Raw genomic sequence first — 13,459 nt, forward strand, 5'->3', positions numbered from 1 at the left:
CGGATGCCGTGGAGCTTCGCCCATGGCCGCGACAAGGCATGGCGGCAGCACCGCCCTCACCACTTGATGATGCTCATCAGATTGCTGTCGCGATCGGTCCAGAGCAGCTTCGAATCCGAGCGGTCGCGCCAGGGCGAGAGTGCGGCCTTCACCTCCGGCACCTGCCAGAAGCCCTTGTCGCGGGTGTAGAGCGCCCAACTGATCGGGTCGTCACAGCCCTCGACATCGGCTGATGTCTCGACCCAGTTCACCTCAAGCCCCGACGCCGCTGCGAGCCCCCGATGCAGCGGCGCGATCTCGAACGTGTCGAGCTCGAAATTGATCGCAAGAACCCCGTCCGGCGCGAGATGGGCGAGATAGACGTCGAAGGCCTCCTTCGTCATCAGATGCATCGGAGGCGAGGCACCGCGGAAGGCGTTCATGATGATCACGTCGAAGCGTTGCGAGCCGGCGAGCGCCTCGCGCTCCAGCACGAGCCGCCCATCACCGAGCGCGACCTCGACCTTGGCCCTGGAATCCCGCGTGAAGCTGAAGTTCCGGTCGACCAGCGTCTTCACCGCCGGGTTGAGCTCATAATAGCGGATGAGATCGCCTTCCCGGCCATGGGCGGCGATCATGCCGGCGCCAAGACCGACGATGCCGATGCGGATCGGCGCGTTCGGCTCGGCCCGGCGCCTGGCATTGCGGAAGATGGCGTGGCCGACACCGCTGCCAGCCGTGAAGGCGCAGGCCGGCTCGTTGCGGCGCGCCGGCGCGAGGAACTGCGAGCCCTGGTCGATGCCGGCCTGCATCATCACGAGCGAGGCTTCTTCGGGATCGTCCTGCGCCTCCCTCACCACCTTCACAACGCCGTAGAAATTGCGGATGCGCTCGACCAGTTCATGCGAGGCCGTCATCTCGCTGGCGAGCTGGAAGCCGATCGCAGCGAGGAAAACGGCGGCACTGGCGGCGAGCGCCCTGCCGCCCGCCCGTCGCAACAAGCCTGCCTCGCCGGAACAGAGCCTGAGCGCCAGCACCGCCACCGCGATGATGGCGAGCCCCTGCTCCCAATAGTCGCGGAAGACCAGCGGCGCGACCAGCGCCACAGCCAGCCCGCCGAGTGCCCCGCCGAGCGCGGTCGCGAGATAGAAGCCCGGCAGCCTGACCGGCTCCGGCTGGATGCGGACCATCTCGGCATGACAGATCATGCAGCCGGCGAACAAAGTGGCGCATTGCAGGGTGACGCCGAGCAGCAATGTCTCGAAACTGTCCGGCGTCGGCAGCGCGTAGCTGAGCGCCGCCAGCAGCAGGAAGGCGATAGTGAAGGCCGGGCGCGAATACAGACCCTGGTCGCCGAAGGCGATGACGAAGGTGAGCAGATAGAGGCTGAGCGGTGCGATCCAGAGGAAGGGCACCACCGCCGACCATTGTGTGATCTGGTTGGTGGTAGCGAGCAGCAGCACCGAGCCGAGCGCCGAATAGGCGATCCAGAGCGAGGCCGGCCCGCCTTGCGGCGCACCGACCGGCATCCCGGCCGCAGGCGCCTCGGCCGCAAGCTCCCGCTGCCGAAAGGCGAGCACGGCGCAGAGCGCGAACAACAGCCCATAGGCGATGAACGCCGTCGACCATAGCCGCGTCTGCTCCTGGCTCGACAGCACGCGTTCGAACAGGAACGGGTAGCTCAGCAGGCCGAGGAAAGAGCCGAAATTGGAGACGGCGAAGAGCCGCGACACCTCGATGCCGGAACCGCTACGAGCCAGCCAGCGCTGCAGCAGGGGCGAGGTCGTCGCCAGGAGCACATAGGGGCCGCCGACGCTGACCGCGAGCAGCGTGACGATCCGCAGCGTCGGATCGGCGGCGTCGGCCGGCTTCCAGCCATCCGAGGGCGTGATCGGCAGGAGCAGCGCCGCTGCGAACAGCAGCGCGATCTGCAGCAAAGCCTGCCCGCGAACCGGCAGCGGCCGGGTCACCGCATAGACATAGGCGTAGCCGGCGAGCAGCGCGACCTGGAAGAACAGCATGCAGACGATCCAGGTCGAGGCGCTGCCGCCGAACCAGGGCAGGATGTATTTCGCCATCACCGGCTGGACCTGGAAGAGCAGGAAACCACCTAGTCCCATGGTCGCGGCATAGAGAAAGGTGACCAGTCGCAGCGACGGCATGCGCCCCTCCGGCAACACCCGCGAGGAGTAAGGCGGGCTGCTCAGGGTGACAGGGATTTCGCGCCGTACAATGAGGCTTGCGGACTGCTTGCGACATCGTGAGGACTGGCTGTTCCGTTGACCTTGCTGCTAGGTCGAACGCAACGGGCGCCGGACGCAAACCGGCCGCATGGGGGCAGGACGGCATGACACAAAAAGCCGGCAGCGGGGATCTGCCGCTGGTCGCACACCCGTCGCGCGGCGCCATCCTCGGCGAGATCCATGCCCGCCCCTTCGCGCCGCTGGCGACGCCGCAGCGGCTCCTGCACTTCGCCTTCATGACGGATCAGGCCCAGGCCGCCGCCGATCGCGAGGCGCTGGCCCGCTTCTGCACCGAGCGCGGCGTGCCCGGCCCCGCCGAGGGCGCCAAGCACCATCGCACGAGGCTCGGCGAGACCAGTCTGCGCTGGGAGCAGCACAGCGAGTTCACCACCTATACCTGGGAGCTGCCCTCTCCCGGCACGGTCCCCTTCCTGCCGGCGAGCCCGGTCCTGCCGCACGGCATGCACGCTCTGCCGCAGCCCGGGCCGCATCTGGTCGCGGTCGACCTGCATCTGCTGCCCGAAGCGGCTGCCACCGATCTGGAAACGCTCTTCGATGCGGCCAGCCTCGCCGCCTCGCTGGTCGATGGCGAGGCCGCCATCGCGGCGACCGATTTCCGCGCCGGCGCCGGTGGCTTCGTGCGCATCCTCGTGCTCGACCGCGAGCTCACCCCGGCCAAGGCCGGCGCACTGGCGCAACGCCTGCTTGAGGTCGAGACCTATCGCGTGCTCGCTTTGCTCGGCCTGCCGGAGGCGCAGCGCCTCGCGCCCTCGGTGCGCCGCACCGAAGAGGTGCTGGTGCGCATCGCCGGCACGATGATGCAGACCGACGGGCTCGCCGCCGACAATGCCCTGCTCGACGAGATGACGGCGATCGCCGCGACGATGGAGTCGGAAGCCGCCTCGGCGAACTATCGCTTCGGCGCCAGCCGCGCCTATGACAGCATCGTCGGCCAGCGGCTGGAAGCGATCGGCGAGGCGCCCTATGGCGGCTGGCCGACCATCGCCGCCTTCCTGTCGCGGCGCATGGCGCCGGCGATGCGCACCTGCCAGATGCTGCAGCAGCGCCAGCTCGATCTGTCGCGTCGGCTCGCCCGCGCCGCCAATCTCCTGCGCACCCGTGTTGACGTCGCGCTCGAACAGCAGAACCGCGACCTGCTCGCGGCGATGAACGACCGGACTCGCTTGCAGCTCCGGCTTCAGCAGACGGTCGAGGGGCTCTCGGTCGCGGCGATCGGCTATTACATCGTCAGCCTGTTCGGCTATCTCGCCAAGGGTGCCAAGGATGCCGGCTACCTGCCGATCGATGTCGGCATCGCGACCGCCTTGTTCGTGCCGGTCGCGATCCTCGGCGTCTGGCTGATGGTCCGGCGCATCAGGCGCGGCCATAGCGACGTGTGAGCTGCCGTTGCGGAGCGATCATCGGAACGCTATATCGCCCATGTCGGAAAAGGCAGACTTGGTCTGGTAAGCCCAAGTCCTTTCGGTAACGAAAGCTCTGGTCTTTGGCTTCGTGCTCGAGATCCCCACGACGAACAGCGGACACCATCCCGGTGCCCAATCGTTCGTCCGTGAGGTTCTGAAGTTCGAGGAACGCTCCGGTCGAACATCGACCCAGGAGCAGTTCATGCATAGCCACCATTCGGCCCTCTATGATGTCGTGATTGCCGGAGCCGGCCCCGTCGGCCTGTTCCTCGCCTGCGAGCTGCGCCTCGCAAACCTCACGGTCCTCGTGCTGGAGCAGGCCGAGGATCCGCGCTCAGCTCTGAAGCGGCTTCCCTTCGGATTGCGCGGCCTCTCGGCGCCCACGATCGAGGCCTTCCATCGCCGCGGGTTGCTGGATGAGCTCGCGCCACCACAGCATGCAACGAATGCCGCGAAACGCAGCGAGATCGAGGCTGGTGCGCATTGGGCGCAGCAGCCGCGCCGCCCGGCCGGCCATTTCGCCGGCATCCAGTTCTATCTCGACGACGTCGACACCTCGAAATGGCGATACCACCTGCCAGGCCCGGCCGGCACCAGCATGGCGGTCGAGATGGAGGCTCTCGAAACCGCCCTGGCCACCCGGGCAAATGCGATGGCTGCCGAGATCAGGCGCGGCCTCGGAGTCACCGAAATCGACCAGTCGGATGAAGAGGTAGCCATCCGTGCCGGCAAGGAGGTCTTTCGCGGACGTTGGCTCATTGGCTGTGACGGCGGCCGCAGCACGGTCCGAAAGGCCGGCGGTTTTGAGTTTTCCGGCACCGAGCCCGAGTTCACCGGCTATTCCGTCGACGTCATACTGGCCGATCCGGAAAGCCTTCCCGCCGGTCGCCACTACACGCCGACCGGCATGTACACCTACGCACGGCCGGGAACGATCGCGATGGTCGATTTCGACGGTGGCGCCTTCCATCGACGGCAGATCACGCTCGAACATGTGCAGGCGGTGCTGCGCCGGGTCTCTGGCACGGACGTCACGCTTGCGGCACTGCGGCTCGCCACCACCTGGACTGACCGCGCCTTCCAGGCGAGCGTCTACCGCAAGGGGCGGGTACTGCTCGCTGGCGATGCCGCGCACATCCACTCTCCCCTCGGTGGCCAGGGGCTGAATCTCGGGCTCGGTGACGCGCTGAACCTGGGCTGGAAGCTGGCGGCCACGATCCGCGGGGATGCGCCCGCCGGCCTGCTCGACAGCTATGCGAGCGAGCGGCATCCGGTCGGGGCGCAGGTTCTCGATTGGTCGCGCGCCCAGGTCGCGCTGATGCGGCCGACAAGGAGCACGCGCGCGCTCGAAGCCATCATCCGCGATCTCATCGAGACCCGCGATGGCGCGACCTACTTCGCCGAGCGCGTCTGGGGCGTCTCCCTCCACTACGATCTCGGTGATGGCCATCCGCTCGTGGGCCGTAGCGTTCCCGATTTCGAACTGGCCGACGGAACGAGGATCGGCGAGCTGCTACATAACGGTACGGGCTTGCTGCTGGACTTCGACTCGCGCGCAACGCTCCAGGCGCTCGCCGGCCGCTGGGATCAGCGGATCGCCTATGCCGCACGCGGCGCCAAGGATCGGCTGGGCCTGAGCGCGGTACTGGTACGCCCTGACGGTATCGTGGCCTGGGCCAGTGAAGGCGTCCCCGATGAGGAAGACGCTTCCAGGGCCGCTTCGCACTGGTTCGGCGAACCCCGGAGAGGCGGCTGAAGTGCCGCCGCCTCGCGGCTTCAGCCGCGCAGTCCCGCCGTGATCGAGCGGCGATAGGACAGCGCTGCCGGGATCAGCGCCGCGAGCGAGCCGAGGAGCAGGATCAGCCCGACCTGGGCGAGCTCCGCCGACCCCAGCGCGAAGGAGAGCCGTAGGCCCGTTTGCGCCTCGAACAGGCCAGAGACCGCGAGCGTCGCGACGGCGCCGAGCGCCAGGCCGAGCACGCAGCCCGCTGCGACCAACCCGGCCATGCCGAGCCAGACCACCAGCAGCACATAGGTCCGTGGCGCGCCGAGCGCGCGCAGCACGGCATAGCGCCGCCGCCTCAAGCCCGTCACGGCGACGAGCAGCAGGAAGATCGCCGCCAGGATCAGCACCGCATTCAGCACCGAGGCGACGCTGAGCACCTGCCCGACATCGCCGAGCGTGCGATAGAGCCCGACCAGCACCTCGGCCGGGAAGAAGGCCATGGTGCCACCCTGCCGGTAGCGCGCCCTGAGCGCATAGGCGTCGGCAACCGCCTTCGGCTTCACCACCAGCGCCGGCACGCCGGGAATGCGCTGGCCGTCGAAGGGCGGGCCGAGCGCCGCACCCTCGCCGGCATGGCCGTTGCCGAGCCCATGCACCTCCCAGACGCTCTCGACCGGCACCAGGATGGCGCGATCGAAAGGCGAGCCGAGCCGTGGCAGACGGCCGACCGCGACATAGGCATGGCCTTCATGGCGATGGCTCGCCTCTTCGGCATCCGCGACGCCGCGCTTCGGCCAATGCCCGGCGATGGCGTGCGAGGGCTCGATCCGGTCGCCGAGCTTGTAGGTGACGTCGGCGCCGAGCACGGCCTCGCCCTCGCGCCCGAACAGGCGGCCCTCGCTCGGCTGCAGGCGGCCCCAGCGGCCGGCAAAGGCGAGCGTGGTGCCGATCACCGGATGGCCGCGGGCGATGTCGCCGAAGGCGAGCGGCGCGACCGCTGCGACGCGCGGATCGCGGGCAAGCTCGTTGAGCAGCCGCCCATCGACCAACGGCAGCGCCTCCGGCTGGAGATAGATCGCCGACATCACAAGCTGCGTCTGGCTGCCGGGTGCGCCGATCAGCAGGTCGAAATCATCCGCTGCCCGGGCCGAGGCCTGGCGCAGCGCCCGCTCCTGCGCCCCGATCGAAACCCCGATCGCCACCGCCAGCGCGACCAGCGCCACGATCGCCGCCGCCGTCCAGCGCAGCGCCCTGAGATCGGCGATGACCATCGGCAGCGGGTTCATGCGGCAGCTTTCAGATGAAGCGGCCCGTCACCGATCGCCGCGACCTGCTGCATCCGCGCCAGCAGCACCGGGTCATGCGAGGCACAGAGCAGCGTCGCGCCGCTCTCCCTGGCGACCTCGACCAGAAGCGCCCCGACCTCGGCCGCATGCGCCGGATCAAGGCTCGCTGTCGGCTCGTCGGCGAGGATCAAGGCCGGTGCGTTGAACAGGGCGCGCGCGATCGCGACGCGCTGCTGCTCGCCGCGCGAGAGCACGGCAGCACGCCGGCGCAGATCGGTCAGACCCATGCGCCCGGCGAGCGCTGTGGCACGCGAGAGCTGGCCTTCCGTCCGGCGCCACCGCGAGAAACTCGCCGGCAGGGTGATATTGGCGAGCACGTCGAGCTCGGGCACGAGGTGGAAATCCTGGAAGACGAAGCCGACCGTCTCACGCCGCCAGCGGTCGCGCTTCGCACCCGGCAAGGTGGAGACCGCGACATCGCCCCATCCGACGCGCCCGGTATCAGGGGAGAACAGCCCGGCGGCGAGATGCAGCAGCGAGGTCTTGCCCGAGCCGGACGGGCCGCGCAGGCCGATCAACGCGCCTGGAGGCACGACGAAGTCGGGAATGTCGAGTACCCGGAAGGGGCGCCCGTCGCCGTCGCGATGATCGACCTGGATGCCGGAGAAATGCAGGGACCGAACCGCGCCGGCCGCTCGCTCAGACACTGTGGAAGCCGGCATCGACCAGCCTGATCTGGCTGACGAAGCCGGTCTCGGCATCGGTCGAGGAGCCGATCTCGAGTCGGCCGCTGACCGCGACCTTCTGGCCGGCGCTGACCATCGGCGTCGCCGCGCGCATGAACACGACGACAATGTCGACCGGCCAGTCGGCATCCGACTGGCAGAACGGGCAGATCGCCAGGGGCTCGCGCGTCAGCACGAAGAAATGGCTCTCCGGCTTCAGCGGCGGCGCCATGTAGCCGACCATCCGGACCGGCTTGCCGCGCAGCGAAGTCGCCCGGTCGGAGAACTGGAAGCCGAGCACGCCGAAGGATTTATAGAGACCGTCGAAGGTCAGCGTCTCCGCCTCGGCGGCAGGCGCAGGCCGCGAGACGGGCAACGCCGCGAACCCCATGAGGAGCCCGCGGCGGGAGAGCGTGCGGCGCCCTTCCGGGCGCCGATCTGATGAGCGATCGCTCACTTGCCGCCGAGGGCCAGCGCCTCCGCCATGACGCGGAAGACGAAGACGTTCGGCTTGTGGCCGCGGAAGCGCTCGGCGCCCGGCCCCATGGCGGTGAGCAGCACATCGTCAGCCGCGTGGACGCCGGAGTTGGCGTCGAAGGGCAGATTGCCCTGCTTGCGGGTGGCGAGCGGACCGGTGCAGTCCTTCTCGTTGGCGATGTTGGTCTTGCCATCCGGGCCCTTCACGGCCGGGACGCGCTCGCCGTCGAGATAGGGCCGGCCGGTGTCGCAGGTGTCCGGGTAGCTGCCGAAGGCGACGGCGAGGCGACGCGAGGTGTCGACCTTGGTCGGGTAGCCGTCCGCGTCACGCGGGCCGTAATTCGGCGGCAGCGACTCGTTGTAGGTGCCGAGCTTGTCGCGCAGCAGCTGGCCGGGACGATCATCGTCATAGGTGCCGATGATCGAGATCGGATGGGCGTGGTCGGGCACGACGATGATCAGCGTGTCGTTGCGATCGCCGGCGAAGTCCTTGGCGGCCTTGACGGCGTTGTCGAGCATGATCGTGTCGAACACCGCGCGCTCCCAGTCGAGCGAGTGGCTGTATTTGTCGATGCGGGCCGATTCCACCATCAGGAAGAAGCCGTCCTGGGCGCCCTTGAGCATCTCGATCGCGGCCTTGGTCTGCTCGACCACGTCGGGCTGATCGGGGAACTTCGAGATCGAGCCCTTCTTGGCGAGGCGCAAGTCGAAGGCGCCGTCGATGTTCGAGGTGTTGTAGAGGCCGAGCATCTTCTTGGCGCCACCGGAAACCGCGGCGTTCATCTCGGTCTTGGTGGTGGCGAGCGCATAGCCCGCTTCCTTGAACTTGGCGATGAAGTCGAGATCGTCGGTGCGCTTGGTGCCCGGGGTCGACTTCGGCAGGAAGTTCGGCGAGCCACCGCCCATGATCACGTCGGGCTGCACGTCGAAGAACATCTTGACGATGTCGTTGAAATCCGAGCGGCGGCGGGTATGGGCGACCATCGCGGCCGGGGTCGCGTCCTCGATCTCGGAATTGGTGACGACGCCGATCGCCATGCCGGCACGCTTGCGCTTGATCACCTCGGAGATCGTCTCGACCTTGGGATGGTCGAGGGTCAGGGCGTTCTTGGCGCAGTAGATACCGAGCGCGTTGACACAGGATTTGTGGCCGGTGGTGTAGGCGCTGGCGGAGTTGGCGCTGTCGGTGACGATCGAGTCGGTGCCCGAGGTCGAGATCAGCGCCATGTTCGGCATGTCGTCGATGGCGAGCTCGCCGCCATAGAGGCCCTGCTCCCAGCCCTTCGACAGAATGCGCGCCGCGGTGCGGTGCGCGACCGAGAGGCCGTCGCCGACGAAGAGGATGACGTTCTTGGCCTTGCGCTCACCGGTCGCGTAGACGGTCCAGTTGACGGTCGCCTTGTCGTTGCCCTGCGTCGCCTCGACGACATATTGGCCGGCCGGCAATTGTGCGCCGCGCAGCCAGAGCGCCGAATGCTTCTGGCCTTCCTCGTTCTGGACGAACTGGACCTCGCGGCCGAAGGCCTCGGCGACGGGCTTGCCGTTGATCGTGACCTTGACGTCGGCCGATGTCGGCGCGTTGGGGAACTCGACCTTGAAATCGAAGCGCGAGCCTTCGAGGATTTCGGCGCGGGTCAGCGGGTAGATGGTCTGTGCCGTTGCCGGCGCCACGCTGGCGAGCATCGCCGCCGCCATCAGCCAGGTTCGCTTCTGCATGATCTTCTCCGCCCCATGGGAAAGCTCGGTCGCCGGAGCGTTAGGAGTGCTAGATGACAGTATGATTACTGCGGTTTCAGTCAAAATGGTACGTTATAACACTTCATTATTGTCGAGTCGGTGGCCTGGAATTTCGAACCTGCCAGTCGCATAGCGGCAACGAACTGTAACAGCGCCTGTGCTACGCCCGCATCGCGAAGGGGAGATGCAGCATGAGCACCGCGAGCGATGCCCGTTTCTGGGACAAGTCCTCGAAGAGCTACGCCAGGTCGCAGATCTCGGACCAGGCCGGATACGAGCGCACGCTGGAGCGGACGAGCGGGCTGTTGAAGCCGGACGACAGCGTGCTCGAACTTGGCTGCGGAACCGGCACGACGGCGCTGCGGCTGGCGGGCGGGGTCGATAGCTATCTCGGGACGGACATCTCCGCCGGCATGATCGCCATCGCGCAGGAGAAGCTCGCTGCGAGCCCGATCGCGGCCCTCGCCTTTCGCGCCGCAACCGCCGAGGCGCTCGCTTCCGAAGCCGCGCGGTTCGATATAGTTCTCGGCTTCAACTATCTCCATCTGGTCCGCGACCTCACCGGCACGCTGCGCAGCATCCATGCCCTGCTCGCGCCCGGCGGTGTGTTCATCTCCAAGACGCCCTGCCTCGGCGACATGAATCCGCTGATCCGGCTCGCCCTGCCGCTCATGCAGATCATCGGCAAGGCGCCCTATGCCGGCGTCTTCAATGCGCAGGAGCTGAGCGGTCTCATCGCCGCGGCGGGCTTCGAGATCCTGGGCACGGAACGGCACGCGAGCAAAGGCAAGGACAGCCGGCCTTTCATCATGGCGCGCAAGGCATAGGGGTGCGGCCGGGGTCGAAGGGAGCAATCCCCACGCACTCGCGTTTCAATCCAGACGGGTCGGTCAAGCGTAAGCTTCATCCTGACAACTGCTGACACCCAACGTCCTTATCAGCCCGTCCACCGCTTGAGGAAACGCCGAAAGGGACACCGCCATGCTGACCTTCTACCACTCGCCGCAGTCGCGCTCCTTCTCGATCCTGTGGCTGCTCGAGGAACTCGGCCAGCCCTATGAGATGGAAATCGTCGACATCCGCGCCGAAGGCGGCCCGCCGGAAAGCTATCGCGCCATCCAGCCGCACAAGAAGGTGCCGGCGATCGTCCATGACGGCACCACCGTCACCGAACGCGCCGCGATCTGCCTCTATCTCACCGAGCAGTTCCCCGAGGTTGGGCTGGCGCCGGCCGTAGGCGATGCCAACCGCCCGGCCTTCCTGACCTCGCTGGTCTATACCGACGCTGTGCTCGACCCGATCATCGCGACCTCGATCCACAAGTTCAAATACGAGGCGCGCGGCTTCTCCTTCGGCTCCCATGCCGACACGGTCGCCAATCTCGCGAGGAAGCTCGGCGAGCACCCCTACGCCGCCGGCGAGCGCTTCACCGCCGCCGACACCCAGCTCGGCGCCGGCATCCATTTCGGCATGAACATCGTCGGCGTGCTGCCGCGCCTGCCGGTGTTCGAGGCCTATATGGGCCGGATGATGGAGCGGCCGGGGCTGCAGCGGACCCTGCAGAAGGACGGCACGCTCGAGCCCGGCCAGGTGCCCTGATCAGTCTTCCTTGAAGCCGTAGTCGGGGATGCCCTGCTCGTTGCCGTAATATTTGTACGGCAGGAACTTGCCCGACATGCTGATCCTGACCCGATCGCCTTTGGGGTTCGGCTCGCGTTCGAAGGCGATGTTGAAGTCGATCGCCGACATGATGCCGTCGCCGAACTCTTCCTCGATCAGCGCCTTCCAGGCGGGGCCGTTGACCATCACCATCTCGTAGAAGCGGTAGATCAGCGGATCGGTCGGCGGCATCGGCGTACCGGTGCCGCGATACGGCACCTCGTTCAGCATGCGCTTCTCGGCCTCCGACAGGCCGAACAGCGCTGCCGCCTTCTCGGCGAGCGGCTTCACCAGCTTCATCTGGCCGAGCAGGGCACCGATCACCAGCACCTCGGACATGCCGCCGATCTCCTCGGTGATCTGTTTCCAGCTCCACCCCTTCTCGCGCTTGATATCGAGAATCTTCTCGGTGAGCTCTTCGCGCTTCATCTCGTCCTCGCCAGTCGCAGCCGCCGAAGGCGGCGGGCGGCGGGATGACTAGCAAGGCACGGGCCAGAGCGGCCGGGAGGGAGACGAGAAGGCTACGTGCTCAGCGCCGGCCGAACTGCAACTGTTCCAGCGCCGCGATCTGCTGCGCGACGGGAGAGACCTGAGCCGCCAGCGAGATCCCCTCGAAATGCCGCCGGCCGCGGAAGCGGGCACGCTCGAAATTCGAGCGGCCGTCGAAGGCGGCGTTGCTGAACCAGGCGCCACGATCGAAACGCGCGCCGGCGAAGCTCGCCATCTGCCCGAAACGGGCCTCCTCGAACCCGGCATTGCCGGCGAACTCGGCCTCGCCGAAATCGGCGGCACCGGCGAAGTTGCAGTCGCCGAAGCCTGCCTCGCCTGAATGGCGCGCCCCGCGGAACTGCGTCACGCCGTCGAAGCGCGAGCCACGGAACCAGGCATCGCCAACGAATTCCGCCTCGACGAAACAGGCCGTGCCCTCACAGCGCATGTCGCGGAACTCGGCAGTGCCGTGCAGGGTCGCCGCGCCGAAATCGGCATCGCCGGAAAAATGCGCCTTGTCGAAGAAGGCATCAACGCGGAAACTCGCATCGCGGAAGCTGGCCGGGCCATGGAAATGCGCTTCGGAAAACCAGGCATCGCCGCAGAAGGCGCTGCCGGCAAAGCGGGCGGCCGCCGGAAAGATGATACCGCCGACGTTGAAGTCGCCCTCGAAGATCTCGTCGACCAGCTCGACATCGGCGAAGAGGCGCCAGAGCGCAAGCAACGCACCATCAGTACCGATGCGGCCGCGCAGCCGCATCATCTCGCCAGCCCAGCCGTTCCAGCTTGCAGCCCCCTCGCCAAGCCGTGCCAGCACCGCCTCACGCCGCGCCGCCATGAAGGCCGAGGCCTCGGGCCCGGCCGCGCCATAGCGGGCCGCGCGCTGCGCAGCGGCAAAGCCGGCCTGGTGCGGCCGCGCCCAGGAATTCAGCTGCAGAAGTTCGGCGCGCGCATCGGGCACGAGCCGGAACAGGCTGGCCATATCGGAAGGCGCCCTCTGGTTAATGATTCATTAGCCATAAGCGAGCCGTCGAAATGGTTCAATCGCTGCTTTCGTCATCAGCGCCACGCCCCCAAGCTCCGGCCGTCGACCAACCTGCGAGTTTCATCGTTCGGCGCAGCACACTCTTAACGTTACAGGCCGATAACCTTCTGTGGCGTAAGGCATTTGAAGTATTTTCCACGCGATCAAAGGGCATAAGCCACGCGGAACGCCGAGCGCCGATGAACGCCTATCTGCCGTTGATCCTGTTCACGGTGCTGACCAATGCAGCGGCGCAACTGATGCTGAAGCGCGGCATGGGCGGCGTGGGGCACCTCGATGTAGGCCATGACGGTCTGATTCCCACCGTCTTCCGCGTCGTCTTCAACCCCTTCGTCTTCGCTGGCCTATGCACCTTCGTGGTCAGCATGGCCTCGCATCTGATCGTGCTATCGAAAGTGCAGATCAGCTACGCCTACCCTTTCCTGAGCCTCGCCTACGTCGTGGTCGCGGTCTACGCCTACTTCGTCTTCCAGGAGGATCTGAGCCCGGCCCGCATCGCCGGCATCGGCTTCATCGTCCTGGGCACCATCTTCATCGCACAGAGCTGAGGGACGTCATGGACCTGTTCGCCCGCTTCATTCTCCGCCTCGGCGCCCTCTTCGCTCCGGCCCAGCCGCAGCTGAAGCCGATCCCGGTCCCGGCGCGCCGCCCCGACCAGCGACGCTGATC

Annotated in this window: 12 protein-coding genes; 5 read left to right on the forward strand and 7 right to left on the reverse strand. The window is 67.2% G+C overall.

Annotated features, from left to right (window positions below; genetic code table 11):
* Positions 1-56: 56 nt before the first annotated feature.
* Positions 57-2,141 (reverse strand): spermidine synthase, encoded by a 2,085-nt coding sequence (locus ACWIGM_RS05745; RefSeq protein ID WP_454024942.1) that lies wholly within the window; start codon positions 2,139-2,141, stop codon positions 57-59.
* 185 nt (positions 2,142-2,326) lie between these two features.
* On the opposite strand from ACWIGM_RS05745, the gene ACWIGM_RS05750 reads away from it, so the two are divergent.
* Positions 2,327-3,622 carry a DUF3422 family protein gene (locus ACWIGM_RS05750; protein ID WP_454024943.1) on the forward strand — a complete coding sequence of 432 codons (1,296 nt, stop codon included), beginning with the start codon at positions 2,327-2,329 and terminating at the stop codon, positions 3,620-3,622.
* Between the two features lie 226 nt (positions 3,623-3,848).
* A complete protein-coding gene (locus tag ACWIGM_RS05755; protein ID WP_454025453.1) occupies positions 3,849-5,402 on the forward strand; it encodes an FAD-dependent monooxygenase in 1,554 nt (517 codons plus the stop codon).
* Between the two features lie 20 nt (positions 5,403-5,422).
* On the opposite strand, the gene ACWIGM_RS05760 is transcribed toward ACWIGM_RS05755, so the two are convergent.
* The 4 genes from ACWIGM_RS05760 to ACWIGM_RS05775 form a co-directional block, all read right to left on the reverse strand.
* On the reverse strand, positions 5,423-6,658 hold the full coding sequence (locus tag ACWIGM_RS05760) for an FtsX-like permease family protein (RefSeq protein ID WP_454024944.1): 1,236 nt from the start codon (positions 6,656-6,658) through the stop codon (positions 5,423-5,425).
* Entirely contained in the window at positions 6,655-7,380 is a 726-nt protein-coding gene (locus ACWIGM_RS05765) for an ABC transporter ATP-binding protein (RefSeq protein WP_454024945.1), read from the reverse strand. The genes ACWIGM_RS05760 and ACWIGM_RS05765 overlap by 4 nt, the downstream gene beginning before the upstream one ends.
* Positions 7,358-7,774, reverse strand: coding sequence for a hypothetical protein (locus tag ACWIGM_RS05770; RefSeq protein ID WP_454024946.1), 417 nt, complete (start codon positions 7,772-7,774; stop codon positions 7,358-7,360). Before ACWIGM_RS05770 ends, ACWIGM_RS05765 begins: the two co-directional genes overlap by 23 nt.
* 62 nt (positions 7,775-7,836) lie before the next feature.
* Positions 7,837-9,576, reverse strand: a complete 1,740-nt coding sequence (locus ACWIGM_RS05775; RefSeq protein ID WP_454024947.1) for an alkaline phosphatase — start codon at positions 9,574-9,576, stop codon at positions 7,837-7,839.
* 212 nt (positions 9,577-9,788) lie between these two features.
* On the opposite strand from ACWIGM_RS05775, the gene ACWIGM_RS05780 reads away from it, so the two are divergent.
* Together ACWIGM_RS05780 and ACWIGM_RS05785 are read left to right on the forward strand one after the other, a co-directional pair.
* Positions 9,789-10,424: a class I SAM-dependent methyltransferase gene (locus ACWIGM_RS05780; RefSeq protein WP_454024948.1), complete on the forward strand. Its 636-nt coding sequence runs from the start codon at positions 9,789-9,791 to the stop codon at positions 10,422-10,424.
* Between the two features lie 154 nt (positions 10,425-10,578).
* The gene (locus ACWIGM_RS05785; protein WP_454024949.1) at positions 10,579-11,196 is read left to right on the forward strand and encodes a glutathione S-transferase family protein; all 618 of its coding nucleotides are present in this window, start codon (positions 10,579-10,581) and stop codon (positions 11,194-11,196) included.
* Here the strand turns inward: ACWIGM_RS05785 and cynS are convergent, their stop codons facing one another.
* Together cynS and ACWIGM_RS05795 are read right to left on the reverse strand one after the other, a co-directional pair.
* Entirely contained in the window at positions 11,197-11,685 is a 489-nt protein-coding gene (gene cynS, locus ACWIGM_RS05790) for a cyanase (RefSeq protein WP_454024950.1), read from the reverse strand.
* A 100-nt stretch (positions 11,686-11,785) separates the two neighbouring features.
* Positions 11,786-12,727 (reverse strand): pentapeptide repeat-containing protein, encoded by a 942-nt coding sequence (locus ACWIGM_RS05795; RefSeq protein ID WP_454024951.1) that lies wholly within the window; start codon positions 12,725-12,727, stop codon positions 11,786-11,788.
* 242 nt (positions 12,728-12,969) lie between these two features.
* On the opposite strand from ACWIGM_RS05795, the gene ACWIGM_RS05800 reads away from it, so the two are divergent.
* The gene (locus ACWIGM_RS05800; RefSeq protein WP_454024952.1) at positions 12,970-13,338 is read left to right on the forward strand and encodes a DMT family transporter; all 369 of its coding nucleotides are present in this window, start codon (positions 12,970-12,972) and stop codon (positions 13,336-13,338) included.
* Positions 13,339-13,459: the final 121 nt, after the last annotated feature.

The sequence above is a fragment of the Allobosea sp. NPDC055332 genome, assembly GCF_053645455.1.

Coding starts and splice junctions, on each gene's coding strand:
- ACWIGM_RS05745 (WP_454024942.1), bottom strand. CDS start 2,141: ATGCCGTCGCTGCGACTGGTCACCTTTCTCTATGCCGCGACCATGGGA.
- ACWIGM_RS05750 (WP_454024943.1), top strand. CDS start 2,327: ATGACACAAAAAGCCGGCAGCGGGGATCTGCCGCTGGTCGCACACCCG.
- ACWIGM_RS05755 (WP_454025453.1), top strand. CDS start 3,849: ATGCATAGCCACCATTCGGCCCTCTATGATGTCGTGATTGCCGGAGCC.
- ACWIGM_RS05760 (WP_454024944.1), bottom strand. CDS start 6,658: ATGAACCCGCTGCCGATGGTCATCGCCGATCTCAGGGCGCTGCGCTGG.
- ACWIGM_RS05765 (WP_454024945.1), bottom strand. CDS start 7,380: ATGCCGGCTTCCACAGTGTCTGAGCGAGCGGCCGGCGCGGTTCGGTCC.
- ACWIGM_RS05770 (WP_454024946.1), bottom strand. CDS start 7,774: ATGGGGTTCGCGGCGTTGCCCGTCTCGCGGCCTGCGCCTGCCGCCGAG.
- ACWIGM_RS05775 (WP_454024947.1), bottom strand. CDS start 9,576: ATGCAGAAGCGAACCTGGCTGATGGCGGCGGCGATGCTCGCCAGCGTG.
- ACWIGM_RS05780 (WP_454024948.1), top strand. CDS start 9,789: ATGAGCACCGCGAGCGATGCCCGTTTCTGGGACAAGTCCTCGAAGAGC.
- ACWIGM_RS05785 (WP_454024949.1), top strand. CDS start 10,579: ATGCTGACCTTCTACCACTCGCCGCAGTCGCGCTCCTTCTCGATCCTG.
- cynS (WP_454024950.1), bottom strand. CDS start 11,685: ATGAAGCGCGAAGAGCTCACCGAGAAGATTCTCGATATCAAGCGCGAG.
- ACWIGM_RS05795 (WP_454024951.1), bottom strand. CDS start 12,727: ATGGCCAGCCTGTTCCGGCTCGTGCCCGATGCGCGCGCCGAACTTCTG.
- ACWIGM_RS05800 (WP_454024952.1), top strand. CDS start 12,970: ATGAACGCCTATCTGCCGTTGATCCTGTTCACGGTGCTGACCAATGCA.